Genomic DNA, 26,512 nt, shown 5'->3' with positions numbered 1-26,512 from the left:
ACGCACAGGAGGGTGTCATGGTTATCTCGAGTCAAGAGTATTCGCGCCGCCGCCAGGCGCTGCTGGCAACAATGCAGCCGGGCAGCGCCGCGCTGATTTTTGCTGCGCCCGAAGTTACGCGCAGCGCCGACAGCGAATATCCCTATCGCCAGAGCAGCGATTTCTGGTACTTCACCGGTTTTAACGAGCCGGAAGCGGTGCTGGTGCTGATTAAGAGCAATGACACCCACAACCACAGCGTGATTTTTAACCGCGTGCGCGATCTGACAGCCGAAATCTGGTTTGGCCGCCGCTTAGGGCAAGAGGCCGCACCGGAAAAGCTGGGCGTTGACCGCGCGCTGGCGTTTAGCGAAATCAACCAGCAGCTCTATCAGCTGCTTAACGGCCTCGACGTGCTCTATCACGCGCAGGGCGAATATGCGTACGCCGATGAGATTGTTTTCACCGCGCTGGATAAGCTGCGCAAAGGCTCGCGGCAGAACCTGTCCGCGCCGGCTACGCTGACGGACTGGCGTCCGGTGGTGCATGAGATGCGCCTGTTCAAGTCAGAAGAAGAGCTGAATTTGATGCGCCGTGCGGGCGAAATCAGCGCCCTGGCGCACACCCGCGCCATGGAGAAGTGCCGTCCCGGGATGTTCGAATACCAGCTGGAGGGTGAAATTCACCACGAATTTAACCGTCACGGCGCGCGTTATCCCTCCTACAACACCATCGTTGGCGGCGGGGAAAACGGCTGCATTCTGCACTACACCGAGAACGAAAGCGCGCTGCGCGACGGCGATCTGGTGCTGATTGACGCCGGTTGCGAATATCAGGGCTACGCGGGGGATATCACCCGTACCTTCCCGGTGAACGGTAAATTCTCACCGGCACAGCGCGCGATTTACGACATCGTTCTCGACTCGCTTGAGACGGCGCTCAGGCTGTATCGTCCCGGAACCTCCATGCAGGAAGTGACCGGTGAAGTGGTGCGCATCATGATTACCGGTCTGGTCAGGCTCGGGATCCTGAAAGGGGATGTCGACACCCTGATTGCTGAAAATGCGCATCGACCGTATTTCATGCACGGCCTGAGCCACTGGCTGGGGCTGGATGTACATGACGTTGGCGCGTACGGCCCGGACCGCTCGCGCGTGCTGGAGCCGGGTATGGTATTAACCGTGGAGCCGGGTCTGTATATCGCGCCGGATGCCGACGTGCCTGAAGAGTACCGCGGGATTGGCATTCGTATCGAAGACGACATCGTTATTACCGAAACCGGTAACGAAAACCTGACCGCGAGCGTCGTGAAAAACGCTGACGATATCGAGGCGCTGATGGCAGCGGTACGCGTATGAGCGTGATTATCGTTGGCGGCGGCATGACCGGGGCCACGCTGGCGCTGGCCATTTCGCATTTGACGAAAGGCCTGCTTCCGGTGCACCTGGTGGAAGCTGTTGCGCCGCAGGCAAAGCATCATCCCGGTTTTGATTCCCGCGCCATTGCCCTGGCACAGGGTACCTGTCAGCAGCTATCCCGCATTGGCATCTGGCAGGCGATCGCCGATTGCGCCACGGCAATTAACACCGTTCACGTGAGCGATCGCGGTCATGCCGGTTTTGTGACGCTGGATGCCCATGATTACCGTATCGACGCGCTGGGTCAGGTTGTTGAACTCCACGACGTTGGCCTGCGTCTGTTCCGTCTGTTACAGGATGCGCCGGGCGTCACGCTCCACTGTCCGGCTCGCGTCGCCAGTTTTAGCCGCAGCGAAGATGCGGTCAGCGTAGCGCTCGATAATGGCGACGTTCTCGACGGTCAGCTTCTGGTGGCGGCGGATGGCTCGCGTTCGACGCTCGGCACGCAGTGCGGCGTCGAGTGGCGGCAGCAGCCTTACGGGCAGGTTGCGGTCATTGCGAACGTCTCTACCGCAGCAGAACACCACGGCAGGGCGTTTGAACGCTTTACTCAACATGGTCCGCTGGCGATGCTGCCGATGTCGGACGGGCGCTGTTCCCTCGTCTGGTGTCACCAGCAGGATAAGGCTGAAGAGGTTAAAGCCTGGTCAGACGAACGTTTTTGTACCGAGCTGCAGAAAGCCTTTGGCTGGCGGCTGGGGCGTATTACCCATGCTGGCCAGCGGGCGGTCTACCCGCTTTCACTGACCACGGCATCTCAGTCCATCTCCCATCGTCTGGCGCTTGTCGGTAATGCCGCGCAGACGCTGCACCCTATCGCAGGGCAAGGATTCAACCTTGGTCTGCGGGATGTCATGAGTCTGGCGGAATCGCTGGCGCAGGCATGGGGTGAGCAAAAAGATTGCGGTGCTTATTCGGTACTCAGCCATTACCAGAAGCGACGTCAGGCCGATAAAGAGGCGACAATCGGCGTTACCGACGGCTTAGTCCATCTCTTTGCCAATCGTTGGGCTCCGCTGGTTGCAGGCCGCAACCTCGGGCTGATGACGATGGAATTATTCATTCCGGCACGTGACGTGCTGGCGCAGCGGACTCTTGGTTGGGTCGCGCGTTAAGGAGTTATCACCGTGCAAAATGTTGATGTCGCCATCGTTGGCGGCGGTATGGTCGGACTGGCGCTGGCCTGTGGTTTACAGGGCAGCGGCCTGCGCGTGGCGGTGCTGGAGCAAAAGCAGCCTCAGCCCGTTGCACCAGATGCTCCGCCGGAACTCCGCGTCTCGGCGATCAATGCCGCCAGCGAGAAATTGCTGACGCACCTTGGCGTCTGGGCAGATATTGTGGCGCAGCGCGCCAGCTGCTATCACGGCATGGAAGTGTGGGATAAAGACAGCTTTGGTCATATTGCTTTTGACGATGAAAGCATGGGCTATAGCCATCTGGGTCATATCATCGAAAACGCGGTGATCCACCACGCGCTGTGGCAGAAAGCACAGCAGTGCGGCGACGTGACGCTGATTGCGCCTGCGCAGATCCAGCAGGTGGCATGGGGTGAAAACGAGGCGTTTATCACCTTACAAAGCGGCGACATGCTGACCGCGCGTCTGGTGGTCGGTGCTGACGGTGCGAACTCCTGGCTGCGCAACAAGGCCGATATCCCGCTGACCTTCTGGGATTACCGCCATCATGCTCTGGTGGCAACAATCCGCACCGAGGAGCCGCACGGCGGCGTGGCGCGGCAGATTTTCCACAATGACGGCATTCTGGCGTTCCTGCCGCTTGCCGATCCGCACCTGTGCTCGATTGTCTGGTCCCTGGTGCCGGAAAAAGCCCAGCAGATGCAGGAGGCGACGCCGGACGCCTTTAACCAGGCGCTGTGCGTGGCGTTTGATAACCGCCTTGGCCTGTGCACCCTTGAAAGCGAGCGGCAGGTATTCCCGTTAACCGGCCGCTACGCGCGTCAGTTTGCCGCGCACCGTCTGGCACTGGTGGGGGATGCGGCGCATACCATTCATCCGCTGGCCGGGCAGGGTGTTAACCTTGGCTTTATGGACGCGGCGGAGCTGGTCGATGAGCTGCGTCGTCTGCATCGTGAAGGGAAAGATATCGGCCAGCATCTCTACCTGCGTCGCTACGAGCGCAGCCGCAAGCACAGCGCGGCGATGATGCTGGCGGGCATGCAGGGCTTCCGCGAGCTGTTTGCCGGGGCGAATCCGGCGAAAAAACTGCTGCGCGACATTGGCCTCAAGCTTGCTGACACCCTTCCGGGTGTTAAACCTCAACTCCTCCGTCAGGCGATGGGTCTTAACGACCTGCCGGACTGGCTACGTTAATTTAGACCCCTGTCACACTTTATTTTCCCGGCCTCTGCGCCGGGGAAATTCCCTCGTTTGAAATATTCTAATTTCACCTCATTTTTCGCATTAGATAATCTAATGTCGTGTTTTTCTCGTTACGGAAATACGGCCCGTTTTTCCGCATGAAATATCACCATGTGCTAAATCCTGTTAGATCATTGTTAATTTTGTGCGGGGTTAATCGCATTTTTCCAGTGAATAACTCTGTAGGCTTTTTAGCGTTTTTTGGTCATAAGCTAATGTGATGACCCGTTTTACCTTATGGTTAACCGCCGGTTTCGGTGGTAAGTTCAGGTAAAAGAGAACGTTTGCGTCGGTGCCTGATAACGGGGCCGATACCGGGTTTCACGGTGAATTTTTTCAACGAGGACAAGATGGCTCAACAGACTCCTTTGTACGAACAACACGTGTTATGCGGTGCCCGCATGGTGGACTTCCACGGCTGGATGATGCCGCTGCACTACGGCTCGCAGATTGATGAGCACCACGCGGTGCGCACCGATGCCGGTATGTTCGACGTATCCCACATGACGATTGTCGATCTGCGCGGTAACCGCACCCGGGAGTTTTTGCGTTATCTGCTGGCAAATGACGTCGCCAAACTGAAGACGCCGGGTAAAGCGCTCTACACCGGCATGCTGAATGCCTCGGGCGGCGTGATTGATGACCTTATCGTCTATTACTTCACTGAAGATTTCTTCCGCCTCGTTGTAAACTCCGCCACCCGCGAAAAAGACCTCTCCTGGATCACCCAACACGCCGAACCTTATGCCATCGACATCACCGTCCGTGACGATCTGTCGCTGATCGCCGTGCAGGGGCCGAACGCGCAGGCGAAAGCCGCGTCTCTGTTTAACGACGAGCAGCGCAAAGCAACCGAAGGCATGAAGCCGTTCTTCGGCGTGCAGTCGGGCGATCTGTTTATCGCCACCACCGGCTACACCGGTGAAGCGGGCTACGAAATTGCGATGCCGAACGAGAAGGCCGCTGATTTCTGGCGTGCGCTGGTGGAAGCGGGCGTGAAGCCTGCGGGTCTGGGCGCGCGCGATACGCTGCGTCTGGAAGCGGGGATGAACCTCTACGGTCAGGAGATGGATGAAGGCGTCTCTCCGCTGGCCGCCAACATGGGCTGGACCATCGCATGGGAACCGGCTGACCGTGACTTTATTGGCCGTGAAGCGCTGGAGATGCAGCGCGAGAAGGGCACTGAACAGCTGGTGGGTCTGGTGATGACCGAGAAGGGCGTCCTGCGCGGTGAACTGCCGGTGCGTTTTACCGATGCTGACGGTAATCCTCGTGAAGGCGTGATCACCAGCGGTACCTTCTCCCCAACGCTGGGCTACAGTATTGCACTGGCACGCGTGCCGGCGGGCATTGGCGAAACGGCGGTGGTGCAAATCCGCAACCGCGAAATGCCGGTCAACGTGACCAAACCGATTTTTGTTCGCGCCGGTAAGCCGGTCGCCTAATCATTTTTATCAGGAGAACTTCAATGAGCAATGTGCCAGCAGAACTGAAATACAGCAAAGAACACGAGTGGCTGCGCAAAGAGGCGGACGGCACTTACACCGTAGGGATCACCGAGCATGCGCAAGAGCTGCTGGGCGACATGGTGTTTGTTGACCTGCCTGACGTGGGCACGACCGTTAGCGCGGGCGACGACTGCGCCGTAGCGGAGTCCGTAAAAGCGGCATCTGACATCTACGCCCCTGTGAGCGGCGAAATCGTTGCCGTCAACGACGCGCTGAGCGATTCACCGGAACTGGTGAACAGCGAGCCTTATGAAGGCGGCTGGATCTTCAAGATCAAAGCCAGCGACGAATCTCAGGTTGCCGCGCTGCTGGATGCGACCGCGTACGAAGCACTACTGGAAGACGAATAACGTTGTGCCGGATGGCGCTGCGCTTATCCGGCCTACAGGTCAACGTAGGCCCGGTAAGCGTTAGCGCCACCGGGCAACAGCGTTACAGATAACTACGATTCACTGCACGTTTCAGGAACCATCGCTCATGACACAGACTTTAAGCCAGCTTGAAAACCGTGGCGCCTTCATTGAACGTCACATTGGGCCGGATGCTCAGCAACAGCAGGAGATGCTGAAGACAGTTGGCGCGGATTCATTAAACGCACTGATCGGCCAGATTGTGCCAAAAGACATCCAGCTTGCCACGCCGCCTCAGGTGGGGGAAGCCACTACGGAATTCGCCGCGCTGGCGGAGCTGAAGGCTATCGCAGGCCTGAACAAGCGCTATAAGTCTTACATTGGCATGGGCTACACCAACGTGCAGTTGCCGCCGGTTATCCTGCGCAACATGCTGGAAAACCCGGGCTGGTACACCGCTTACACCCCGTATCAGCCAGAAGTCTCCCAGGGCCGTCTGGAAGCGCTGCTGAACTTCCAGCAGGTGACGCTGGATCTGACCGGTATGGATATCGCCTCCGCCTCGCTGCTGGATGAAGCGACCGCTGCCGCCGAAGCAATGGCGATGGCTAAGCGCGTCAGCAAGCTGAAAAATGCCAACCGCTTCTTCGTGGCGGCGGACGTGCATCCCCAGACGCTGGACGTGGTGCGCACCCGTGCGGAAACCTTCGGCTTTGACGTGATTGTCGACGATGCTGACAAAGTGCTGGATCACCAGGACGTCTTCGGCGTGCTGCTTCAGCAGGTAGGTACGACGGGTGAAGTTCACGACTACGGTACGCTGATTGCCGAGCTGAAATCCCGCAAAGTGGTTGTCAGCGTTGCCGCCGATTTTATGGCGCTGGTGCTGCTGACGGCACCGGGCAAACAGGGCGCGGATATTGTCTTCGGCTCAGCGCAACGCTTCGGCGTGCCGATGGGCTACGGCGGTCCACACGCGGCGTTCTTCGGCGCGAAAGATGAATTCAAACGCTCTATGCCTGGCCGTATTATCGGCGTATCGAAAGATGCTGCCGGTAACACTGCGCTGCGCATGGCAATGCAGACCCGCGAGCAGCACATCCGCCGCGAGAAAGCGAACTCCAACATCTGTACCTCGCAGGTGCTGCTGGCAAACATCGCCAGCCTGTACGCCGTATTCCACGGCCCGGCAGGCCTTAAGCGCATTGCCAGCCGCATTCACCGCCTGGCCGATATTCTGGCCTGCGGTCTGCAGCAGAAAGGCCTTAAGCTGCGCCACGCTCACTACTTCGACACCCTGTGTGTGGAAGTGGCGGACAAAGCGGCCGTGCTGGCGCGCGCGAATGCGGCAGAGATCAACCTGCGCAGCGACATCCACAACGCCGTCGGCATTACGCTGGATGAAAGCACCACCCGCGACGATATCCTGAACCTGTTCAGCGTGCTGCTGGGTGACGCGCACGGTCTGGATATTGACGCGCTCGATAAAGAGGTTGCGCTCGACAGCCGCTCCATTCAGGAAAGCATGCTGCGTAACGATGCGATCCTGACGCATCCGGTCTTTAATCGCTACCACAGCGAAACCGAGATGATGCGCTATATGCACTCTCTGGAGCGCAAGGATCTGGCGCTGAACCAGGCGATGATCCCGCTGGGTTCCTGCACCATGAAGCTGAACGCCGCGGCAGAGATGATCCCGATCACCTGGCCTGAATTCTCCGAGCTGCACCCGTTCTGCCCGCCAGAGCAGGCGGAAGGTTATCACATGATGATCAACCAGCTTTCCGACTGGCTGGTGAAATTGACCGGTTATGACGCGCTCTGCATGCAGCCGAACTCCGGCGCGCAGGGCGAGTACGCGGGCCTGCTTGCGATCCGTCACTACCACGAAAGCCGCAACGAAGGTCACCGCGATATCTGCCTGATCCCAAGCTCCGCCCACGGTACCAACCCGGCCTCTGCCCAGATGGCGGGCATGGAAGTGGTGGTGGTGGCGTGCGATAAGAACGGCAACATCGATCTGGCCGACCTGCGTGCGAAAGCCGAGCAGGCGGGCGACAAGCTCTCCTGCATCATGGTGACCTACCCGTCTACCCACGGCGTGTACGAAGAGACCATCCGTGAAGTGTGCGAAGTCGTGCACCAGTTCGGCGGTCAGGTTTACCTCGATGGCGCGAACATGAACGCTCAGGTTGGCATTACCTCTCCGGGCTTTATCGGCGCGGACGTGTCGCACCTGAACCTGCACAAAACCTTCTGCATCCCGCACGGCGGTGGCGGCCCGGGCATGGGTCCTATCGGCGTGAAAGCGCACCTGGCACCGTTTGTGCCGGGCCACAGCGTGGTGCAGATTGAAGGCATGCTGACCCGTCAGGGCGCGGTCTCTGCGGCACCGTTCGGTAGCGCCTCTATCCTGCCAATCAGCTGGATGTACATCCGCATGATGGGCGCGGAAGGGCTCAAGCAGGCGAGCCAGGTGGCGATCCTGAATGCCAACTACATTGCGACGCGCCTGAAGTCCGCCTTCCCGGTGCTCTATACCGGCCGCGACGGTCGCGTGGCGCACGAGTGCATCCTCGATATTCGTCCGCTGAAAGAGCAGACCGGCATTAGCGAGCTGGATATCGCCAAGCGTCTGATCGACTACGGCTTCCATGCGCCAACCATGTCGTTCCCGGTTGCGGGTACGCTGATGGTGGAGCCAACGGAATCTGAAAGCAAAGCCGAGCTGGACCGCTTTATCGACGCGATGCTGGCGATCCGCATGGAGATCGATCGCGTACAGGACGGCGAGTGGACGCTGGAAGATAATCCGCTGGTCAACGCCCCGCACACCCAGCACGAGATGGTGGCAGAGTGGAACCACGGCTATTCCCGCGAGCTGGCGGTCTTCCCGGCAGGCGTGGCAAACAAATACTGGCCGATCGTGAAGCGTCTCGATGACGTCTACGGCGACCGTAACCTGTTCTGCTCCTGCGTGCCGATGAGCGAATACCAGTAATATTATTGGTGTAATCATAAAGGCCGGGTAAGGCGAAGCCGCCACCCGGCTTTTTTATTGGGAGAAGCGAATGGCAATTGCACTGGTCACCGGCGCGAGCCGGGGCATTGGGAAAGCCACCGCGCTGCAGCTGGCGCGCGAAGGCTACACCGTGGCGGTGAACTATCATCACAACATTAAAGCCGCGACGGACGTCATCAAGCAGATTGTGGATGCGGGGGGTAAAGCGTTTGCCGTCCGCGCGGATATCAGTGATGAAGCCCAGGTGCTGGCGATGTTTGACAGCCTCGATCGTGAAGGCGAGCCGCTTCGTGCGCTGGTCAATAATGCGGGCATTCTGTTTGAGCAATCCACTATCGAGAATCTCTCCGCTGAACGCATTAACCGCGTTCTGGCAACTAACGTCACGGGCTACTTTCTCTGCTGCCGGGAAGCGGTAAAACGCATGTCCTTCAAACATGGCGGCAAGGGTGGGGCGATAGTGAACGTCTCCTCTGCGGCGTCACGTCTGGGGGCGCCGGGTGAATATGTGGATTATGCCGCGTCCAAGGGGGCGGTGGATTCGCTGACAACCGGACTATCTCTGGAGGTGGCAGCGCAGGGCATTCGCGTCAACTGCGTACGTCCGGGGCTGATTTATACCGATATTCATGCGTCCGGTGGAGAGCCGGGGCGGGTGGATCGTGTGAAATCGTTGCTGCCGATGCAGCGCGGCGGCCAGCCGGAAGAGGTGGCGCAGGCGATTGTCTGGCTGCTGAGCGAGAAGGCGTCGTACGTAACGGGTAGTTTTTTAGAGTTGGCTGGCGGGAAATAAGCCGGGTGGCGGCTTCGCCTTACCCGGCCTTGTATTATCCTTCCGTGCAGAAAGAACCGGCCAGTACTTTCTGCCATGCAGTCCACATGCCGTACCCGGCCTTAGGCCACGCGCCTGTGTTGTAGATCCCTGCAGTGGACTGCACCTTCTCCACAAGTGACAAACCGGACAGTATCATGGACCGGTTTTCCCGGTAATCCGCATTCACAAGGTTGGTTTCACTATGGAACAGGAACTTCACTTTATTGGTATCGACATCTCCAAAGCTAAGCTGGATGTCGATGTGTTGCGACCTGATGGCCGTCACCGCAGCAAAAAATTTACTAACACACCTAAAGGTCACGAGGAGCTGCTCAGCTGGCTCCGCAGCCATAATGTGGCTCAGGCACATATCTGCATGGAAGCGACCAGCACCTATATGGAAGACGCAGCAGCATCCCTCAGCGATGCCGGTTTCACCGTATCCATCATCAACCCGGCTCTTGGTAAAGCCTTTGCGCAGAGTGAAGGCCTGCGCAGTAAAACCGATGCCGTTGATGCCCGTATGCTGGCAGAGTTCTGCCGGCAGAAGCGTCCGGTAGCCTGGGAGGCACCTCATCCGCTGGAGCGCGCGTTGCGGGCGCTGGTGCTGCGTCACCAGTCCCTGACAGACATGCACACGCAGGAGCTGAACCGTCGTGAGACGGCGCGGGAGGTGCAGATGCCGAGTATTGATGCGCACCTTCTGTGGCTGGAAGCGGAGCTGAAGCGGCTGGAGAAACAGATAAAGGACCTGACGGATGATGACCCGGACCTGAAGCACCGGCGAAAACTGCTGGACAGCATACCGGGTATCGGTGAAAAGACATCCGCGGTGCTGCTGGCGTATGTGGGGCTGAAGGACAGGTTCGGTCAGGCGCGGCAGTTCGCGGCTTTCGCAGGACTGACACCGCGGCAGCATGAATCCGGAAGCAGCGTACACAGGGCAGGCAGGATGAGTAAGGCAGGCCATGTCTCGCTTCGCAGGGCGCTGTATATGCCCGCGATGGTGGCGCTGTACAAAACGGAGTGGGGAAAAGCGTTCAGGGCGCGTCTGGAAAAGAACGGCAAGGGAGCGAAGCTGATAATCGGAGCGATGATGCGCAAGCTGGCGCAGGTGGCGTATGGCGTCCTGAAATCAGGACGCCCGTTCGATGCCACATTACATCAGGAAAATGCTTGCGTGGCATAACAGTATCTACTATTCATGTAGGCCCGGTAAGCGCAGCGCCACCGGGCAAAAATTACAGCGCCTCGCCGTTGCTGGCAATCACGCCTTTATACCACTCGAAGCTCTTCTTACGTGAACGCGACATGTCGCCCGTGCCGTCATCGTGCTTGTTCACGTAGATAAAGCCGTAGCGCTTGCTGTACTGGCCGGTGGTGAACGACACGCAGTCGATGCAGCCCCATGGCGTATAGCCCATCAGATCCACGCCATCGTGCGTGACGGCTTTGATCATCTCTTCCACGTGGGCACGCAGGTAGTCGATGCGATAGTCGTCGTTGATGCTGCCGTCTTCTTCCACCTTATCGTAGGCGCCGAACCCGTTTTCCACGATAAACAGCGGCTTCTGATAACGTTCGTACAGTTCGCACAGGGCATAACGCAGGCCCACCGGGTCAATCTGCCAGCCCCAGTCGGACGCCTTCACGTGCGGGTTCGGCACGCTGCCTTCGAAGCCGGAAATGGCATCGCCAGTACCCCCTTCTGCTTTCACCGCGTTGGTCATGTAGTAGCTGAAACCTAAGTAGTCGCAGGTACCTTCACGCAGGGTCTGCTCGTCGCCTGCCTCCATTTTGATGGAGAAGCCGCGGCGCTCCCACTCGTTCAGCACGTAGGACGGGTAGTAACCACGCAGCTGGACGTCGGTAAAAACATAGCGCTCGCGCATCGATTCCTGGGCGAACATCACGTCTTCCGGTTTGCAGGAGAACGGATAGAGCGCCACCATCGCCAGCATGCAGCCGACTTTCATCTCCGGGTTAATACGGCGCGCGGCTTTCACCGCCAGGGCGCTGGCCACAAACTGGTGGTGCAGGACCTGGTACATGGTCTCTTCCGGATTGTCATGTTCGGTATAGACCACGCCCGAGCAGCAGTAACCGAACAGCGGTGCGCGCCAGTTGCGCTGGTTGTTGATTTCGTTGAAGGTCATCCAGTATTTGACCTTGTTTTTGTAGCGCTCGAAGACCACTTCCGCGAAGCGCACAAAGAAATCGACCACTTTACGGTTGGTCCAGCTACCGTACTCCTGCACCAGGTGCAGCGGCATTTCGAAGTGGGAGAGGGTGATCACCGGTTCGATGTTGTACTTCAGCAGCTCATCGAACATGTCGTCGTAAAACTTCAGACCCTCTTCGTTTGGCTGCGTTTCGTCACCTTTCGGGAAGATGCGCGTCCAGGCGATAGAGGTGCGGAAGCACTTGAAACCCATCTCGGCAAACAGCTTGATATCTTCTTTATAGTGGCCGTGGAAATCGATAGCTTCATGATTGGGGTAGTATTTACCCGGCACCACCTCCTGCGTGATTTCGCGCGGCACGCCGTGCGCGCCGCCGGTTAATACGTCGCAAATGCTTGGCCCTTTGCCGCCTTTGTTCCAGCCGCCTTCAACCTGGTGAGCCGCAACCGCGCCGCCCCATAAAAAATCTTTTGGTAAGGTCAATTTTTTCATCGCTGTTATTCTCAATAAATGGCTTATTGGCATCGAGTCTAGCAAAGCGAAATTAAATGTCACGATATAACAATTCACAGTAAATGTAATTTGTTACATCAAAAAAACAGGGTGTTTTATTCTGTGAGTTTCTTCGCCAGCTTACGTCCGAGAGATTCCAGAATATAAATGACGGGAATTTGCGTGGTGATGTCGTAGACGCCTGCAATACGCGTCTGAGGAACATGCCAGGAGAGATTAAAATCCGCCAGTTTTGCGAGGCGCGAGTGCTCGTGGCTGGTAATAGAGAGCACCTTGCAGTGATGCAGGCTGAACTGGCTGGCAAAGCGCAGGATTTCCTCGGTCTCGCCCGAGACGGAGAGCACAATCGCCAGCGCATTTTTCGCCATATCATTTGTGACCGGGAAATAGGGATCATCAATATGGTTACTGAATTTCCCGATATTAGAAAAGAAACGTGCGCCATATTTTGCCAGCGAACCCGATGTCCCGGCACCGACAAATATAATTCGCTCGGACGATAAAATAATATCTACCGCATTATTTAATAACGCGTCGAACTCTTCATTATTCACGCTTTTAAAAAAGCTGATAATTTCACTGGCACCGAAGTTAGCCTGCTGGGGCTCGTTCTGTTCAAGATAAAGCTTAAAGCGCACGCGGAATTCAGAATACCCTTCGCAGTTAAGCTTGCGGCAAAAGCGCAGGATAGTGGTGGTTGAGACGTCTGCCGCATCCGCCAGCTCGCGGATGGTCATGTACATGACTTTGTCACGATTTTTTATGACATAGTTGTAGACCATCATCTCCAGGTTATTGAGACTGGCAATGGCGGAGTGGGTGAACATACTCACAATGGCATAACTCTCATTCTGACTTCATCGTCACATCATAACATGCACCCGGACGGCAGGATCCATTTTTATGCTCTTGATTCATAATGATTAAATTTTTATGTGAACAATTGTTAGGTGAAATATTTCTTTATATCTATGATTTTTAAGTATTAATTTTGAAGTTAATTTTTTTTAGCTAACAGGTGTTCACTGGAATCATTCTCAGTTAGCATAGTTATGCGATGAATAATCATCTTTTGTTTTCCCGGAGTTTTGTATGGTGAGCAGACCATTAATCGCACAAGGATATTCGCTGGCTGAGGAAGTAGCCAACAGCATCAGCCACGGCATTGGCCTGGTGTTTGGGATTGTCGGTTTAGTGTTATTGCTGGTGCAGGCGGTGGACGCCAATGCCAGCGCAATGGCCATTACCAGCTACAGCCTGTATGGCGGGAGTATGATCCTGCTGTTCCTGGCGTCAACGCTGTATCACGCGATCCCGCATCAGCGGGCCAAGACGTGGCTCAAGAAATTTGACCACTGTGCTATCTATCTTCTTATTGCAGGCACCTACACACCGTTTTTGCTGGTGGGGCTCAACTCACCGCTGTCGCGTGGCCTGATGATTGTTATCTGGAGCCTGGCACTGCTGGGGATCCTGTTTAAGCTGACCATAGCGCACCGGTTTAAGGTGCTGTCACTGGTCACCTATCTGACCATGGGCTGGCTGTCACTGATTGTGGTGTATCAACTGGCGGTCAAACTATCGGTAGGGGGCGTAACGCTTCTGGCCTTAGGTGGCGTGGTGTACTCGCTCGGCGTGATTTTCTACGTCTGCAAGCGCATCCCGTACAACCATGCCATCTGGCACGGTTTTGTGCTGGGCGGCAGCGTGTGCCACTTTTTGGCGATTTATCTGTATGTGGGGCAAGTGTAGTTTTTCCACCATACGGGCGGTTGCCCTCTCCCACAGAGAGAGGGAGGACACCAAAACCGTAGGCCCGGTAAGCGCAGCGCCACCGGGCGATACAGCATCACTCTTCCAGAGAGTACGGCAGCGGCTCAATACTCAACGTATTCGCATCGTCACGCACGCGGAACACGCTGTCGGCTTCCATGTCGTTGTTCATGACGGCTTGAACCAAAAGACGTCCATCATCCAGCTGTACGGCGGCTAACACGGTGCCGGTGCGGCGCCAGTTATCACCCATCTTCAGCTCTAAGTCTTCACCCGCTTCAGGTACACGGCTGGCATGGCCCGCCAGCGTCCACAGCGCACGTTTGTTTGCGCCGCGGAATTTTGCACGCGCGACCATCTCCTGGCCGGTGTAGCAGCCCTTTTTAAAGCTGATGCCCCCCAGCGCCTGCAGGTTGGTTGCCTGAGGAATAAACTGCGCGCTGTTTGCGGCGTCAATCACCGGCAGACCCGCTTCGATGTTCAGCGCCAGCCACTGCTGACTGTTGTTGAGCTGCGCTTCGCCGCGCAGCGCTTCGGTCACGCGTTCGGCAGTTGCCGCATCCGTGACTAACAGGAAACGCTCCGCCGGGTGTTCAAACCACAGGATGGACGTTGCGCCTTCGCTGACCACCTGCTTTTCTGCGTCCGGTAGTTCGCTGAAGAGATTTTTCAGCGCCGCACGGGCCTGGAAACCGGCCACACCCAGCAGGACATGTTCGTCGTCCGGGGTGATCGTGACTTTGGAAAAGACCGCGTACTTTTTCAGCTCTTTGAGCTGGGCCTCTTGCAGGCTGCGGCGCTCAATAAAGGCAAAACCGTCCTGACGGCGGAAGATACGCAGATTGCTCCACATTTTGCCTTTTGGGTCGCAATGCGCGGCCAGCAGGTGCTGGTGTTCGGTCATCTGGCTGACGTCGGCGGTCACCTGGCCCTGCAGGTATTTTTCGGCGTCGGCACCGGTGAGCGTTGCCAGCGCCCAGTCATCAAGAGAAATAAGCGTCAGCGGCAGACGCGCAGAGGCGGCGGGCTGGCGAGGAGAAAATGGTGTAAATGCCATAACGATATCCTGAATTGCTTAACGCTTTGATAATGCCTAATGGTAAAAGAGCCTGCAGGCAATGCAAGCGCTTTCAACAGACCATTTGTGCCATAAACCGGTTATGCGTAGTGCTACGCAAAATAATGTAATCCGCTGTCTTTGTAGGGATTATTCTGGAAGCCTGCTCGGCGAACGCAATATTCCAGTAATGAAACGGTCAAAAACACGTTACACTAGCTGGTGTCCCCGTAGAGAAATAAAGAACACTGAACGGGGTACCGACTGTGCCAAACGTAATGCAGGAAACTGAACATGGATATTAACAACAAGGCCCGTATTCACTGGGCGTGCCGTCGCGGCATGCGTGAACTTGATATTTCTATCATGCCTTTCTTCGAATATGAGTATGACAGCTTAAGCGATGACGATAAGCGTCTGTTTGTTCGTCTGCTTGAGTCTGACGATCCGGATTTGTTCAACTGGCTGATGAACCACGGCAAACCCGCCGACACCGAGTTGCAACGGATGGTGCAATTAATTCAAACACGGAATCGGGAACGTGGTCCTGTGGCAATCTGATCTTCGCGTCTCGTGGCGCTCGCAGTGGATGTCTTTATTGCTCCACGGCCTGGTTGCGGCCTTTGTGTTACTGATGCCGTGGCCGCTGAGCTATACGCCTCTGTGGCTGCTGTTATTGTCGTTTGTCGTTTTTGACAGCGTACGCAGCCAGCGTCGCATTAATGCCTGTCAGGGAGAGATTAAATTACTGATGGATTCCCGCCTGCGCTGGCAGGGTAAAGAGTGGGATATTCTCGGTATGCCCTGGATGCTCAACTGCGGCATGATGTTACGGTTACGCAAAGTGGACGGCGGGCGTTGCCAGCATCTGTGGCTGGCGGCTGACAGTATGGATGCTGCCGAGTGGCGAGACCTGCGCCGGATGCTGTTGCAACAGACGACGCAGGGGTAGCGCGCGCTAGCTAAACTTTTCGGCCATTTCGCCCAGGATCTGCTCGCACCAGCTTTGCAGGCGCTCATCGCTGAGATCGTACTGATTGGTTTCATCCAGCGCGAGTCCAACAAACAGCTCGCCGTCGGCAATAATCGGTTTTTTACTGGTGAACTCGTAACCTTCGGTTGGCCAGTAGCCGATAAACGACACCCCTTTCGGCGCCAGTTTGTCGTGCAGCATGCCGAGCGCGTCCAGGAACCATTCCCCGTAACCGAGCTGGTCCCCCATGCCGTACATGGCAATGATTTTGCCGTCGAGGTTGAGCGCATCAAGCTGGTCCCAGATAGCTTCCCAGTCTTCCTGTATCTCGCCGAAATCCCATGTCGGGATGCCGAGGATCAGCACGTCATACTGCTCCATCAGCGTAAGCGCGTCATCTTTCAGGTTATGCAACGTCACCAGTTCCGGGCCAATGATGTCGCGAATTTTCTCTGCCGCCATTTCGGTGTAGCAGGTGCTGGAACCATAGAACAGACCAATATTCATCGCGTAACTATCTCAATTCTTGCTTTGACTTTGCGCGTAGTGTACCAGAAACCGGTCGCAATCAGGCATAATGGCCTGACTGCAGAATCAAAGGGGCTGATGTGGAAAAGGATCTCGCACTGATCGAACAGTTTCTCGACGCGCTGTGGCTGGAGAAAAATCTGGCCGAGAATACCCTCAGCGCCTACCGTCGCGATCTCACCATGCTGGTGGAGTGGCTTGCGCACCGGGGGCTATCCCTTGCGAGTGCACAGCGTGACGACCTTCAGGCGCTGCTTGGGGAACGTATCGCGGGGGGCTACAAAGCCACCAGTTCCGCGCGCTTGCTCAGCGCCATGCGTCGGCTGTTCCAGCATCTCTACCGTGAGAAGATCCGCGAAGACGATCCCAGCGCGCTGCTGGCATCCCCTAAGCTTCCGCAGCGGCTCCCTAAAGATCTCAGCGAAGCACAAGTTGAGAGATTATTACAGTCACCGGCTGTTGACCTGCCGCTGGAGTTACGCGATAAAGCCATGCTTGAGCTATTGTATGCTACCGGCTTACGCGTTTCGGAACTGGTTGGCCTGACGATGAGCGACATCAGCCTGCGTCAGGGCGTGGTGCGCGTCATCGGTAAAGGAAACAAGGAAAGACTGGTTCCGCTGGGTGAAGAGGCGGTTTACTGGCTGGAAACGTACCTGGAGCACGGTCGTCCGTGGCTGCTCAATGGTACGTCTATCGACGTCCTGTTTCCGAGCCAGCGCGCCCAGCAGATGACGCGGCAAACGTTCTGGCATCGCATCAAGCATTACGCCACACTGGCGGGTATCGACAGTGAAAAGCTTTCGCCGCACGTATTGCGTCACGCCTTCGCGACGCATCTGTTAAACCACGGCGCTGATTTACGCGTGGTGCAGATGCTGCTGGGGCACAGCGATCTTTCCACGACGCAAATTTACACCCATGTCGCGACGGAACGCCTGCGGCAGCTACACCAACAGCACCACCCTCGTGCGTGAGTGCCGACGAATTGTAACAGGATCACATATGAAAAAGTCTTTCGCGCTGTTCACCCTGCTGGCAGCCTCATTTACCGGTTTCGCCCATGCGGACGACGCCGCCATCAAACAGTCGCTGGCTAAGCTTGGCGTCACCGGTAGCGATATTCAGCCTGCACCGGTTGCCGGCATGAAAACGGTGCTGACCAACAGCGGCGTGCTGTACGTCACCGAAGACGGCAAGCACATTATTCAGGGGCCAATGTACGACGTGAGCGGCGCGCAGCCGGTGAACGTCACCAACCAGCTGCTGATGAAAAACCTGAACGCGCTCGAAAAAGAGATGATCGTCTATAAAGCGGCGCAGGAAAAACACGTCATTACCGTCTTCACCGACATCACCTGCGGCTACTGCCACAAGCTGCATGAAGAGATGAAAGACTACAACGCGCTGGGCATTACCGTGCGTTACCTGGCCTTCCCGCGCGCGGGCGTGCAGAGCCAGCCAGAGCAGGACATGAAGGCGATCTGGTGTGCGAAAGACCGCAACAAAGCGTTTGATGACGCCATGAACGGCAAAGGCGTTAAGCCGGCCTCCTGCGACATTGATATTGCTAACCACTATGCGCTGGGCGTGCAGTTTGGCGTGAGCGGTACGCCTGCGATTGTCCTGAGCAACGGCTACGTCGTTCCGGGCTATCAGGGACCGAAAGAGATGAAAGAGTTCCTCGACGCGCACCAGAAACAGTTTGGTGGTAAATAATCCGCGTGAAAGCCCCAATAAAATTGCGCCGCCGCGAGGCGGTTGAACCGGTTGATTTGCCAGACGATCTCCCGGCACTGCTTAAGCGCCTCTACTCCAGCCGCGGCGTGCGTAGCGCTGAGGATCTTGAACGCAGCGTGAAAGGGATGCTGCCGTGGCAGCAGCTGAGCGGTATCGAAAAAGCCGCTGAAATGCTCTACAACGCGCTTCGTGAGGGAACGCGGATTGTGGTGGTAGGCGATTTCGACGCCGACGGCGCAACCAGCACCGCGCTGAGCGTGCTCAGCCTGCGCGCGCTGGGCTGCGATAACGTCACGTATCTGGTGCCGAACCGTTTTGAAGACGGCTATGGCCTCAGCCCGGAAGTGGTCGATCAGGCCCACGCCCGTGGTGCACAGATGATCATGACCGTCGATAACGGGATCTCTTCCCATGCGGGCGTCGATCATGCTCACGCTTTGGGGATCCCGGTGCTGGTCACCGATCACCATCTGCCGGGCGAAACGCTGCCGGATGCGGAAGCGATTATTAACCCCAACCTGCGCGACTGCGATTTCCCATCGAAATCCCTCGCAGGCGTGGGCGTGGCGTTTTATCTGATGCTGGCGTTGCGTACCCTGTTACGCGACAAGGGCTGGTTCGACTCCCGCGGTATTGCCGTACCTAACCTGGCAGAATATCTCGATCTGGTGGCGCTGGGTACCGTCGCGGACGTGGTGCCGCTTGATACCAATAACCGCATTTTGACCTGGCAGGGCTTAAGCCGCATCCGGGCAGGCAAGTGTCGTCCGGGGATCAAGGCGCTGCTGGAGATTGCCAACCGCGATCCGCTCAAGCTGGCGGCAAGCGATTTGGGCTTTGCCCTCGGGCCGCGTCTGAACGCTGCCGGAAGGCTGGACGATATGTCCGTCGGCGTGGCGCTGCTGCTGTGCGATAACATTGGTGAAGCACGCGTGCTGGCCAACGAGCTAGACGCGCTGAACCAGACCCGTAAAGAAATTGAGCAGGGGATGCAGGCCGAAGCGCTGACCCTGTGCGAAAAGCTTGAGCGCAGCGGCGATACACTGCCGGGCGGTCTGGCGATGTACCATCCTGAGTGGCATCAGGGCGTGGTCGGTATTCTGGCGTCGCGCATTAAAGAGCGTTTCCACCGTCCGGTGATCGCGTTTGCCCCCGCGGGCGACGGCACGCTGAAAGGCTCTGGCCGCTCAATCCAGGGTCTGCACATGCGCGATGCGCTGGAGCGTCTCGATACGCTTCACCCGGGTCTGATGATCAAGTTTGGCGGCCATGCGATGGCGGCGGGCCTGTCGCTGGAAGAGGCGAAGTTCGACGAGTTTCAGCGGCTGTTTGGTGATCTGGTCACCGACTGGATTGACCCGGCCCTGTTGCAGGGGGAAGTGGTGTCCGATGGCGAGCTTTCACCGCTTGAGATGACGATGGACGTGGCGCAAATGCTCCGCGATGCCGGTCCGTGGGGACAAATGTTCCCGGAACCGCTGTTCGACGGGCGTTTCCGCCTGCTGCAGCAGCGTATCGTCGGCGAACGTCATCTGAAAGTGATGGTCGAGCCCGTGGGCGGTGGTCCGTTGCTGGACGGCATTGCCTTCAACGTTGACACGGCGGTATGGCCGGACAACGGCGTGCGCGAGGTTGAGCTGGCGTACAAACTGGACATCAACGAGTTTCGCGGTAACCGCACCCTTCAGATCATCATCGACAATATCTGGCCAATTTAGCGGCAGTAATCTCTATAAAAAAGGGCGTGGATTCGGTACAATCCCGCTCTTATCACCGCATTTTGACAAGTCCATAAAAGAAAACAGACCATGTTTGAAATTAATCCGGTAAAAAACCGTATTCAGGACCTCACGGAGCGCTCTGACGTTCTTAGGGGGTATCTTTGACTACGATGCCAAGAAAGAGCGTCTTGAAGAAGTAAACGCCGAGCTGGAACAGCCCGACGTCTGGAACGAACCTGAACGCGCACAGGCGCTGGGTAAAGAGCGTTCCTCTCTCGAAGCTATCGTAGATACGCTGGATCAAATGGCCCAGGGGCTGGAAGATGTTTCCGGTTTGCTGGAGCTGGCCGTCGAAGCCGACGACGAAGAAACCTTTAACGAAGCCGTGGCAGAACTCGACGTGCTGGAAGAGAAGCTGGCGCAGCTTGAGTTCCGCCGTATGTTCTCCGGCGAATACGACAGCGCTGACTGCTATCTCGATATTCAGGCTGGTTCTGGCGGCACCGAAGCGCAGGACTGGGCCAGCATGCTGACGCGTATGTACCTGCGTTGGGCAGAAGCGCGTGGCTTCAAAACCGAAATTATCGAAGAGTCTGAAGGTGAAGTCGCGGGTCTGAAATCCGTCACTATCAAGATCATTGGCGATTACGCCTACGGATGGCTGCGTACCGAAACCGGCGTTCACCGCCTGGTGCGTAAGAGCCCGTTCGACTCCGGTGGCCGTCGTCATACCTCCTTCAGCTCCGCGTTTGTTTACCCGGAAGTTGATGAAGATATTGATATCGAAATTAACCCGGCGGACCTGCGTATCGACGTTTACCGCGCATCCGGTGCGGGTGGTCAGCACGTTAACCGTACGGAATCTGCGGTGCGTATTACCCACATTCCAACCAACACGGTAACGCAATGCCAGAACGACCGTTCCCAGCATAAGAACAAAGACCAGGCCATGAAGCAGATGAAAGCGAAGCTTTATGAACTGGAGATGCAGAAGAAAAATGCTGAGAAACAGGCGATGGAAGACAACAAGTCCGACATCGGTTGGGGCAGCCAGATCCGTTCTTACGTCCTTGATGACTCCCGCATCAAAGACCTGCGTACCGGGGTTGAAACCCGCAACACGCAGGCGGTGCTGGACGGCAGCCTGGACCAATTTATCGAAGCAAGTTTGAAAGCAGGGTTATGAGGAACCAACATGTCTGAACAACAAGCACAGGGCGCTGACGCGGTAGTCGATCTTAACAACGAACTGAAAACCCGCCGCGAGAAGCTGGCAGCGCTGCGCGAGCAGGGCGTGCCGTTCCCGAACGATTTTCGTCGTGACCATACCTCAGACCAACTGCACGCTGACTTCGACGCTAAAGAGAACGAAGAGCTGGAAGCGCTGAACATCGAAGTGGCCGTTGCAGGCCGCATGATGACCCGTCGTATCATGGGTAAAGCCTCCTTCGTGACCTTGCAGGACGTTGGCGGCCGTATTCAGCTGTACGTTTCCCGTGACGACCTGCCGGAAGGCATCTACAACGAGCAGTTCAAGAAGTGGGACCTGGGCGATATTCTGGGCGCGAAAGGTAAACTGTTCAAAACCAAAACCGGTGAACTGTCTGTCCACTGCACCGAGCTGCGTCTGCTGACCAAAGCCCTGCGCCCGCTTCCGGACAAATTCCACGGCCTGCAGGATCAGGAAGCGCGCTATCGTCAGCGCTACCTGGATCTCATCTCTAACGATGACTCCCGTAAGACCTTCAAAATTCGCTCCCAGATCATGGCCGGTATCCGCCAGTTCATGGTGAACCGCGACTTTATGGAAGTGGAAACCCCAATGATGCAGGTGATCCCTGGCGGCGCGTCTGCGCGTCCGTTCATCACTCATCACAACGCCCTGGACCTGGACATGTACCTGCGTATCGCGCCGGAACTGTACCTGAAGCGTCTGGTGGTTGGTGGTTTCGATCGCGTGTTCGAAATCAACCGTAACTTCCGTAACGAAGGTATCTCCGTTCGTCATAACCCAGAGTTCACCATGATGGAACTCTATATGGCGTACGCGGATTACAAAGATCTGATCGAGCTGACCGAATCTCTGTTCCGCACCCTGGCGCAGGATATTCTGGGCACCACCGAAGTCCCTTACGGTGAAGAAGTCTTCGACTTCGGCAAGCCGTTTGAAAAACTGACCATGCGCGAAGCGATCAAGAAATACCGTCCTGAAACCAACATGGTGGATCTGGATAACTTCGACTCTGCGAAAGCCATCGCCGAAAGCATCGGTATCAAGGTTGAGAAGAGCTGGGGTCTGGGCCGTATCGTGACCGAGATCTTCGAAGAAGTGGCCGAAGCGCACCTGATTCAGCCGACCTTCATCACCGAGTATCCAGCTGAAGTCTCTCCGCTGGCGCGTCGTAATGACGAGAACCCGGAAATCACCGATCGCTTCGAATTCTTCATCGGCGGCCGTGAAATTGGCAACGGCTTTAGCGAGCTGAACGATGCGGAAGACCAGGCGCAGCGTTTCCAGGACCAGGTTGACGCGAAAGCGGCAGGCGACGACGAAGCGATGTTCTTCGACGAAGACTACGTGACCGCGCTGGAGCACGGCCTGCCGCCGACGGCGGGTCTGGGTATTGGTATCGACCGTATGGTGATGCTGTTCACCAACAGCCACACCATCCGTGACGTGATCCTGTTCCCGGCGATGCGCCCGGTGAAGTAAGGCGTTAAGATGTAAAAAAAGCCCCGAAAGGGGCTTTTTTATTGCGCCGCGAAGGCTTTGAGTTTTTCGCGGGCGGTTGTCGCTTCCATGACCATCCACGGGCTAAAGGCCCAGGGCGTCGCGTCCAGCGCGCGGAATAACGCGTCCAGCTCAACCCACTGATAGTCCATCACTTCATCTTCGTTTATCGTCACGTCATTGGTGATGCGTGCAGCGAATACCGGACAAATTTCATTTTCCACGATCCCGGACGGGTCGGTTTCCCGATAGCGAAATTCAGGGGCGACGGCGGTGATATCGGCCAGTTCAGCGCCCACTTCAAAGCGGCAGCGGCGGATTATCGCCTGTATCGTCTCTTCGCCGGACTGCGGGTGGCCGCAGACGGAGTTGGTCCAGACGCCGGGCCAGGCTTTTTTGCTTAAGGCGCGTCGGGTGATCAGACATTCGCCGTTTGCGTTAAAAAGCCAGGAAGAGAAAGCCAGATGCAGCGGGGTATGTAAGGTGTGCGCGGCATATTTTTCCTGAGTGCCAATCACCATTCCCTGGTCGTTTACCAAAATAACGTGTTCTTGAATACTCATTGATGCTCCAGTGCCAAATTGCCGAGTGGTTCAGCACCATCAGCCGGATCATTATACGGCATTCTTATACGAACGGTTTGGCTCGTAGAGCGGAAAAGGGCATGACCCATATTCGTTTTGGCTGTTATCATAGTGCGCCATTCACGCTGACCGAGGATCTGTTTTGTTTGCAGGAAGCCTGACGAGAAACCCCATCACCGCCATTTTTTGCCTGACGCTGACGCTATTGCTGGCGGGCTGTTCAGGGAGCAAATCTTCGGATATGGGTAGCTATTCCGGTTCGGTCTATACCGTTAAGCGCGGGGATACGCTGTATCGAATTTCGCGCGCGACGGGGACCAGCGTGAAGGATCTGGCGCGGCTGAATAATCTCTCACCGCCCTACACCATCGAGGTGGGGCAGCAGCTGAAGGTTAGCGGCGGATCGTCCTCGGGTAAAAAATCCTCTTCGAAAGGCAAAACCGCCAAAGTGACGCCGTCTTACGCGGTGCCGCAGTCGTCCTGGCCGCCGGTCGGTCAACGCTGCTGGGTCTGGCCGGCCAGCGGTAAAGTGGTGCTGCCGTACTCCCTGTCTGAGGGGGGGAACAAAGGTATTGATATCGCGGCTGCACGCGGTACGCCGGTTTATGCCTCCGGGGCAGGGAAGGTGGTTTACGTGGGTAACCAGCTGCGCGGCTACGGTAACCTGATCATGATTAAGCATGGCGAAGACTACATCACGGCCTATGCGCATAACGACACGATGCTGGTCAACAACGGGCAGAACGTCAAAGCCGGGCAGAAGATTGCCACTATGGGCAGCACCGGTACGGATGCGGTGAAGCTGCATTTCCAGATTCGCTATAAGGCGACGGCCATCGATCCACAGCGTTATCTTCCAGCGCCCGGCAGCAAACCGAAGTGCTAAGTGATTATTTAATCGCCGGTTAGTTGCGAAGAGGCTTGTATGAAGGTGTGTAAGGTCTATAATGCCTTACGCACCTCAAAGCGGGCGTAGTTCAATGGTAGAACGAGAGCTTCCCAAGCTCTATACGAGGGTTCGATTCCCTTCGCCCGCTCCAAAAACTCCCTAACGTATTCATTCCACTATCTTTTTCTAAACCATACGTGACGGCGCTCGTGATCCTCCTACAAAGGGGTCATACAGCCGATGGCGCAGCGTGATAATCTCTATCGACGTCCAAGCGGTATCTATGTTCTGCGGATCACCGTTCCGGTTCGTTATCGCGCCATGATAGGGCAGCGTGAAATTCATGCATCTACCCGCACAACCCACCTTGCAAATGCCAGAGCTATTGCCGCGCGTTTGCTGGAGAAGTGGTATGCGTCTCTGGAAGAGTTCAGGCAAGTGGATAAAGAGAAGATCAGGGGCAATGCCCCATTGTTGACTGGAGCAGGCAAAATCAGCCTGGCGTTGTTTTGCGGTTCATTTGGGGTAGGGGCTGAGACTGTCGTCCAGCATCTTCTGGCAGCCAATGTGCCGCTGTATGCCCTTGTGTCTAACCAGCGTGGCTTTCTGATTGATGATTTCAGCACGCTTGAGCGTGATCCTGATACGCATGGGTTCGTTTTGAATAACATTGCGTATGGCGGTGCTGAGGCTGCGGTAAACGGCTATATGCAGATTTACCAGCCGCAGTTTGCCCTTGTTGAATTGCTGAACGGCCGAGAGGTTGAGGTTACGGTATTCAGGGCTAACAACGGCAATCCTCTTTCCCTCTGGTTGTTGGATTTACCCGGGGTGACGCTGAATGCAAGTTCTTTGTTCATCAACAACGTGCAAGCTGAAAAACTGCGTAGCGCTTGGGATAAGGCGCTTGCGAAATCGGAGCCAACATTAAGTGCTCTGCCATGCGCTCCGGTAGGTGTAACACCAGCGATTCCTGTGGCCGCTACCATCAACCCGTATTGCAACCCGACATATGCGAGCATGACGGTTTCAGCATTGCTGAAAGCGTTTTTGGTCTATAAAAATACAGGCGATATTAAGCTAGCCAGCGAGGGAAAAATTCGTTCCAGAATTGAACACTTCGTGGAGATAATGGGCGATTTAACTCTAGGCGAACTTAATCGTGACGTTGTGAAAGATTACGTCACCAAAATGCAGAATATGCCCGGTAATCTGTATTTGATGCGGCGAAAATACAAGATTTCAGATACGCAAAAGCTTATTGAAATAGCACTAGCTGATGGCCAGCCAGTTATGAGTCGAGATGCCATTGGCAGGCATATTGAGTCACTGGGTTCTATGCTCAAATGGGCTAAGAGCGAACGTTACCTTTTTGATAACCCTGCTGAGAATGTGCTGGCTCAGCGCCGCGTGATGGTGCGTGAGCAGGATCGCCGCGACCTCTTCACCGACGAGGAACTAGAGCAAATTTTCTCGGCTGACTGGTTTAAGAAAGGCGCGGGAAAGCCCAATCAATACGGACGTTATACGAGCTTCCGCCCGTTTCACTACTGGTTGCCTCTGTTGGCATTATATGTGGGCGGGCGCATCAATGAGCTTTGCCAGCTTTATCTGACGGATATTCGCGAAGATAAAAACGGGGTTGCCTATATTGATTTTAACCTTGATGCGCCGGATAAGGTGATGGATGAAGAAGCGCAGGCTGGTGGCGATAAATCATTAAAGACGGTGAATGCGATCCGTCAGGTTCCAATTCACCCGCGACTTATCGAACTAGGGCTGCTGGAGTATGTAGATGCATTGAAAGCTGCCGGGTATGATCGTCTTTTCCCTGAGTTGAAGCACAACAAAATCAAAGGATATCGTGCCGCCGCATCAAAATGGTTTAACGAAAACTACTTTGGCAAAGTCCTCGGTTTTACCCGTGACGGTAAGAAAACGTTCCATTCGCTGCGGCATACTTTCATCAACACCGTAGACAAGTTTGAGATCAACGAACGCACGATTGCGCAGCTTGTTGGACATGTTCGGGGCAGCACCACCGCGATGACAACCTATCGTAAGGATGCTGATGTGGGAGAGCAATTGGGCGTGATTTCGCAGCTTCGCTACAGTTTGCCTGATATTGCGCAGTTCGACTCGCAAGCGGGTATCAAGGCGGTCATCGACGCACGGCGCAGGCATAAATCATAGGATCTGCCAAACGCGCCAGGAAGCTCTGTGGCGCGTTTTTATCAAAGATAGTGTCTATCAGAGCAAAAGTTGCATTAGCCCTCGCTTGTGCTCTCTGTATCTGTAACCTAACAAATCAGCTAAAATAATTGTATTAGATAACTTTATATAGAGGATGA

23 protein-coding genes and 1 tRNA gene are annotated in these 26,512 nt (G+C 56.1%); 19 read left to right on the top strand and 5 right to left on the bottom strand.

Going from position 1 to position 26,512, the window contains the following annotated elements:
• Nucleotides 1-23: 23 nt before the first annotated feature.
• The 8 genes from pepP to V1566_RS22095 all read left to right on the top strand — a co-directional run bounded on the left by pepP (nucleotide 24) and on the right by V1566_RS22095 (nucleotide 10,658).
• Entirely contained in the window at nucleotides 24-1,337 is a 1,314-nt protein-coding gene (gene pepP, locus V1566_RS22130; protein WP_395306031.1) for a Xaa-Pro aminopeptidase, read from the top strand.
• Complete coding sequence (ubiH, locus tag V1566_RS22125) at nucleotides 1,334-2,512, top strand: 2-octaprenyl-6-methoxyphenyl hydroxylase (protein WP_395304638.1); 1,179 nt, start codon at nucleotides 1,334-1,336, stop codon at nucleotides 2,510-2,512. The genes pepP and ubiH overlap by 4 nt, the downstream gene beginning before the upstream one ends.
• A 12-nt stretch (nucleotides 2,513-2,524) precedes the next feature.
• On the top strand, nucleotides 2,525-3,727 hold the full coding sequence (gene ubiI / locus V1566_RS22120) for an FAD-dependent 2-octaprenylphenol hydroxylase (protein ID WP_395304637.1): 1,203 nt from the start codon (nucleotides 2,525-2,527) through the stop codon (nucleotides 3,725-3,727).
• Between the two features lie 398 nt (nucleotides 3,728-4,125).
• Nucleotides 4,126-5,220 carry a glycine cleavage system aminomethyltransferase GcvT gene (gene gcvT / locus V1566_RS22115; RefSeq protein ID WP_395304636.1) on the top strand — a complete coding sequence of 365 codons (1,095 nt, stop codon included), beginning with the start codon at nucleotides 4,126-4,128 and terminating at the stop codon, nucleotides 5,218-5,220.
• 23 nt (nucleotides 5,221-5,243) lie between these two features.
• Nucleotides 5,244-5,633, top strand: coding sequence for a glycine cleavage system protein GcvH (gene gcvH / locus V1566_RS22110; RefSeq protein WP_008499718.1), 390 nt, complete (start codon nucleotides 5,244-5,246; stop codon nucleotides 5,631-5,633).
• Nucleotides 5,634-5,760: 127 nt separating this feature from the next.
• On the top strand, nucleotides 5,761-8,634 hold the full coding sequence (gene gcvP, locus V1566_RS22105; protein ID WP_395304635.1) for an aminomethyl-transferring glycine dehydrogenase: 2,874 nt from the start codon (nucleotides 5,761-5,763) through the stop codon (nucleotides 8,632-8,634).
• A gap of 70 nt (nucleotides 8,635-8,704) precedes the next feature.
• Nucleotides 8,705-9,448 (top strand): SDR family oxidoreductase, encoded by a 744-nt coding sequence (locus V1566_RS22100; protein WP_121424594.1) that lies wholly within the window; start codon nucleotides 8,705-8,707, stop codon nucleotides 9,446-9,448.
• Nucleotides 9,449-9,671: 223 nt separating this feature from the next.
• Complete coding sequence (locus tag V1566_RS22095) at nucleotides 9,672-10,658, top strand: IS110 family transposase (RefSeq protein WP_395304634.1); 987 nt, start codon at nucleotides 9,672-9,674, stop codon at nucleotides 10,656-10,658.
• Nucleotides 10,659-10,710: 52 nt separating this feature from the next.
• On the opposite strand, the gene bglA is transcribed toward V1566_RS22095, so the two are convergent.
• Both bglA and V1566_RS22085 read right to left on the bottom strand, forming a co-directional pair.
• On the bottom strand, nucleotides 10,711-12,144 hold the full coding sequence (gene bglA / locus V1566_RS22090; protein WP_252033567.1) for a 6-phospho-beta-glucosidase BglA: 1,434 nt from the start codon (nucleotides 12,142-12,144) through the stop codon (nucleotides 10,711-10,713).
• A gap of 116 nt (nucleotides 12,145-12,260) precedes the next feature.
• Complete coding sequence (locus V1566_RS22085) at nucleotides 12,261-12,992, bottom strand: MurR/RpiR family transcriptional regulator (protein WP_395306030.1); 732 nt, start codon at nucleotides 12,990-12,992, stop codon at nucleotides 12,261-12,263.
• A 265-nt stretch (nucleotides 12,993-13,257) separates the two neighbouring features.
• Here V1566_RS22085 and V1566_RS22080 point away from each other — a divergent pair, with 265 nt between their 5' ends.
• Nucleotides 13,258-13,917, top strand: coding sequence for a hemolysin III family protein (locus V1566_RS22080; RefSeq protein WP_023333307.1), 660 nt, complete (start codon nucleotides 13,258-13,260; stop codon nucleotides 13,915-13,917).
• A 97-nt stretch (nucleotides 13,918-14,014) separates the two neighbouring features.
• Here the strand turns inward: V1566_RS22080 and ygfZ are convergent, their stop codons facing one another.
• Nucleotides 14,015-14,995 (bottom strand): tRNA-modifying protein YgfZ, encoded by a 981-nt coding sequence (gene ygfZ, locus V1566_RS22075; RefSeq protein WP_121424591.1) that lies wholly within the window; start codon nucleotides 14,993-14,995, stop codon nucleotides 14,015-14,017.
• A 294-nt stretch (nucleotides 14,996-15,289) separates the two neighbouring features.
• Between ygfZ and sdhE the strand changes: the two genes are divergently transcribed.
• Nucleotides 15,290-15,556 (top strand): FAD assembly factor SdhE, encoded by a 267-nt coding sequence (gene sdhE, locus V1566_RS22070; protein WP_010435322.1) that lies wholly within the window; start codon nucleotides 15,290-15,292, stop codon nucleotides 15,554-15,556.
• Nucleotides 15,537-15,947, top strand: coding sequence for a protein YgfX (locus V1566_RS22065; RefSeq protein ID WP_395304633.1), 411 nt, complete (start codon nucleotides 15,537-15,539; stop codon nucleotides 15,945-15,947). The genes sdhE and V1566_RS22065 overlap by 20 nt, the downstream gene beginning before the upstream one ends.
• Nucleotides 15,948-15,953: 6 nt before the next feature.
• Here the strand turns inward: V1566_RS22065 and fldB are convergent, their stop codons facing one another.
• Nucleotides 15,954-16,475, bottom strand: coding sequence for a flavodoxin FldB (gene fldB, locus V1566_RS22060; protein ID WP_032643260.1), 522 nt, complete (start codon nucleotides 16,473-16,475; stop codon nucleotides 15,954-15,956).
• Nucleotides 16,476-16,576: 101 nt separating this feature from the next.
• On the opposite strand from fldB, the gene xerD reads away from it, so the two are divergent.
• The 5 genes from xerD to lysS all read left to right on the top strand — a co-directional run bounded on the left by xerD (nucleotide 16,577) and on the right by lysS (nucleotide 22,670).
• A complete protein-coding gene (gene xerD / locus V1566_RS22055; RefSeq protein ID WP_023309098.1) occupies nucleotides 16,577-17,473 on the top strand; it encodes a site-specific tyrosine recombinase XerD in 897 nt (298 codons plus the stop codon).
• A 28-nt stretch (nucleotides 17,474-17,501) separates the two neighbouring features.
• Nucleotides 17,502-18,215, top strand: coding sequence for a bifunctional protein-disulfide isomerase/oxidoreductase DsbC (gene dsbC / locus V1566_RS22050; RefSeq protein ID WP_029740340.1), 714 nt, complete (start codon nucleotides 17,502-17,504; stop codon nucleotides 18,213-18,215).
• A 5-nt stretch (nucleotides 18,216-18,220) separates the two neighbouring features.
• Nucleotides 18,221-19,954 carry a single-stranded-DNA-specific exonuclease RecJ gene (recJ, locus tag V1566_RS22045; RefSeq protein ID WP_395304632.1) on the top strand — a complete coding sequence of 578 codons (1,734 nt, stop codon included), beginning with the start codon at nucleotides 18,221-18,223 and terminating at the stop codon, nucleotides 19,952-19,954.
• Between the two features lie 90 nt (nucleotides 19,955-20,044).
• Nucleotides 20,045-21,143 (top strand): peptide chain release factor 2 gene (gene prfB / locus V1566_RS22040; protein ID WP_154816141.1). Its coding sequence is split into 2 segments (ribosomal slippage): nucleotides 20,045-20,119 and nucleotides 20,121-21,143, totalling 1,098 coding nucleotides; the frame shifts between segments, so codons are not numbered across the junction.
• Nucleotides 21,144-21,152: 9 nt separating this feature from the next.
• Nucleotides 21,153-22,670, top strand: a complete 1,518-nt coding sequence (gene lysS, locus V1566_RS22035; protein WP_395304631.1) for a lysine--tRNA ligase — start codon at nucleotides 21,153-21,155, stop codon at nucleotides 22,668-22,670.
• Nucleotides 22,671-22,708: 38 nt separating this feature from the next.
• Here lysS and idi read toward each other — a convergent pair whose 3' ends face one another.
• On the bottom strand, nucleotides 22,709-23,251 hold the full coding sequence (idi, locus tag V1566_RS22030; protein WP_063439898.1) for an isopentenyl-diphosphate Delta-isomerase: 543 nt from the start codon (nucleotides 23,249-23,251) through the stop codon (nucleotides 22,709-22,711).
• Nucleotides 23,252-23,414: 163 nt separating this feature from the next.
• Here idi and actS point away from each other — a divergent pair, with 163 nt between their 5' ends.
• The 3 genes from actS to V1566_RS22015 all read left to right on the top strand — a co-directional run bounded on the left by actS (nucleotide 23,415) and on the right by V1566_RS22015 (nucleotide 26,354).
• Nucleotides 23,415-24,158, top strand: coding sequence for an amidase activator ActS (actS, locus tag V1566_RS22025; RefSeq protein WP_058840909.1), 744 nt, complete (start codon nucleotides 23,415-23,417; stop codon nucleotides 24,156-24,158).
• Between the two features lie 80 nt (nucleotides 24,159-24,238).
• Nucleotides 24,239-24,312, top strand: a tRNA-Gly gene (locus V1566_RS22020).
• A gap of 89 nt (nucleotides 24,313-24,401) precedes the next feature.
• Entirely contained in the window at nucleotides 24,402-26,354 is a 1,953-nt protein-coding gene (locus V1566_RS22015) for a DUF6538 domain-containing protein (RefSeq protein WP_395304630.1), read from the top strand.
• Nucleotides 26,355-26,512: the final 158 nt, after the last annotated feature.

Source organism: Enterobacter sp. ECC-019 (genome assembly GCF_043974075.1).
Classification (GTDB): domain Bacteria; phylum Pseudomonadota; class Gammaproteobacteria; order Enterobacterales; family Enterobacteriaceae; genus Enterobacter; species Enterobacter asburiae_D.
The sequence above is the reverse complement of the archived record's forward strand: the minus strand, read 5'-3'. Positions and strand labels throughout refer to the sequence as shown.

What these genes read in the sequence shown, in the direction of transcription:
- lysS (WP_395304631.1), top strand. Translation starts at nt 21,153, where the DNA reads ATGTCTGAACAACAAGCACAGGGCGCTGACGCGGTAGTCGATCTTAAC.
- V1566_RS22095 (WP_395304634.1), top strand. Translation starts at nt 9,672, where the DNA reads ATGGAACAGGAACTTCACTTTATTGGTATCGACATCTCCAAAGCTAAG.
- gcvP (WP_395304635.1), top strand. Translation starts at nt 5,761, where the DNA reads ATGACACAGACTTTAAGCCAGCTTGAAAACCGTGGCGCCTTCATTGAA.
- gcvH (WP_008499718.1), top strand. Translation starts at nt 5,244, where the DNA reads ATGAGCAATGTGCCAGCAGAACTGAAATACAGCAAAGAACACGAGTGG.
- V1566_RS22080 (WP_023333307.1), top strand. Translation starts at nt 13,258, where the DNA reads ATGGTGAGCAGACCATTAATCGCACAAGGATATTCGCTGGCTGAGGAA.
- ubiH (WP_395304638.1), top strand. Translation starts at nt 1,334, where the DNA reads ATGAGCGTGATTATCGTTGGCGGCGGCATGACCGGGGCCACGCTGGCG.
- dsbC (WP_029740340.1), top strand. Translation starts at nt 17,502, where the DNA reads ATGAAAAAGTCTTTCGCGCTGTTCACCCTGCTGGCAGCCTCATTTACC.
- V1566_RS22015 (WP_395304630.1), top strand. Translation starts at nt 24,402, where the DNA reads ATGGCGCAGCGTGATAATCTCTATCGACGTCCAAGCGGTATCTATGTT.
- sdhE (WP_010435322.1), top strand. Translation starts at nt 15,290, where the DNA reads ATGGATATTAACAACAAGGCCCGTATTCACTGGGCGTGCCGTCGCGGC.
- bglA (WP_252033567.1), bottom strand. Translation starts at nt 12,144, where the DNA reads ATGAAAAAATTGACCTTACCAAAAGATTTTTTATGGGGCGGCGCGGTT.
- fldB (WP_032643260.1), bottom strand. Translation starts at nt 16,475, where the DNA reads ATGAATATTGGTCTGTTCTATGGTTCCAGCACCTGCTACACCGAAATG.
- V1566_RS22085 (WP_395306030.1), bottom strand. Translation starts at nt 12,992, where the DNA reads ATGTTCACCCACTCCGCCATTGCCAGTCTCAATAACCTGGAGATGATG.
- gcvT (WP_395304636.1), top strand. Translation starts at nt 4,126, where the DNA reads ATGGCTCAACAGACTCCTTTGTACGAACAACACGTGTTATGCGGTGCC.
- ygfZ (WP_121424591.1), bottom strand. Translation starts at nt 14,995, where the DNA reads ATGGCATTTACACCATTTTCTCCTCGCCAGCCCGCCGCCTCTGCGCGT.
- V1566_RS22100 (WP_121424594.1), top strand. Translation starts at nt 8,705, where the DNA reads ATGGCAATTGCACTGGTCACCGGCGCGAGCCGGGGCATTGGGAAAGCC.
- idi (WP_063439898.1), bottom strand. Translation starts at nt 23,251, where the DNA reads ATGAGTATTCAAGAACACGTTATTTTGGTAAACGACCAGGGAATGGTG.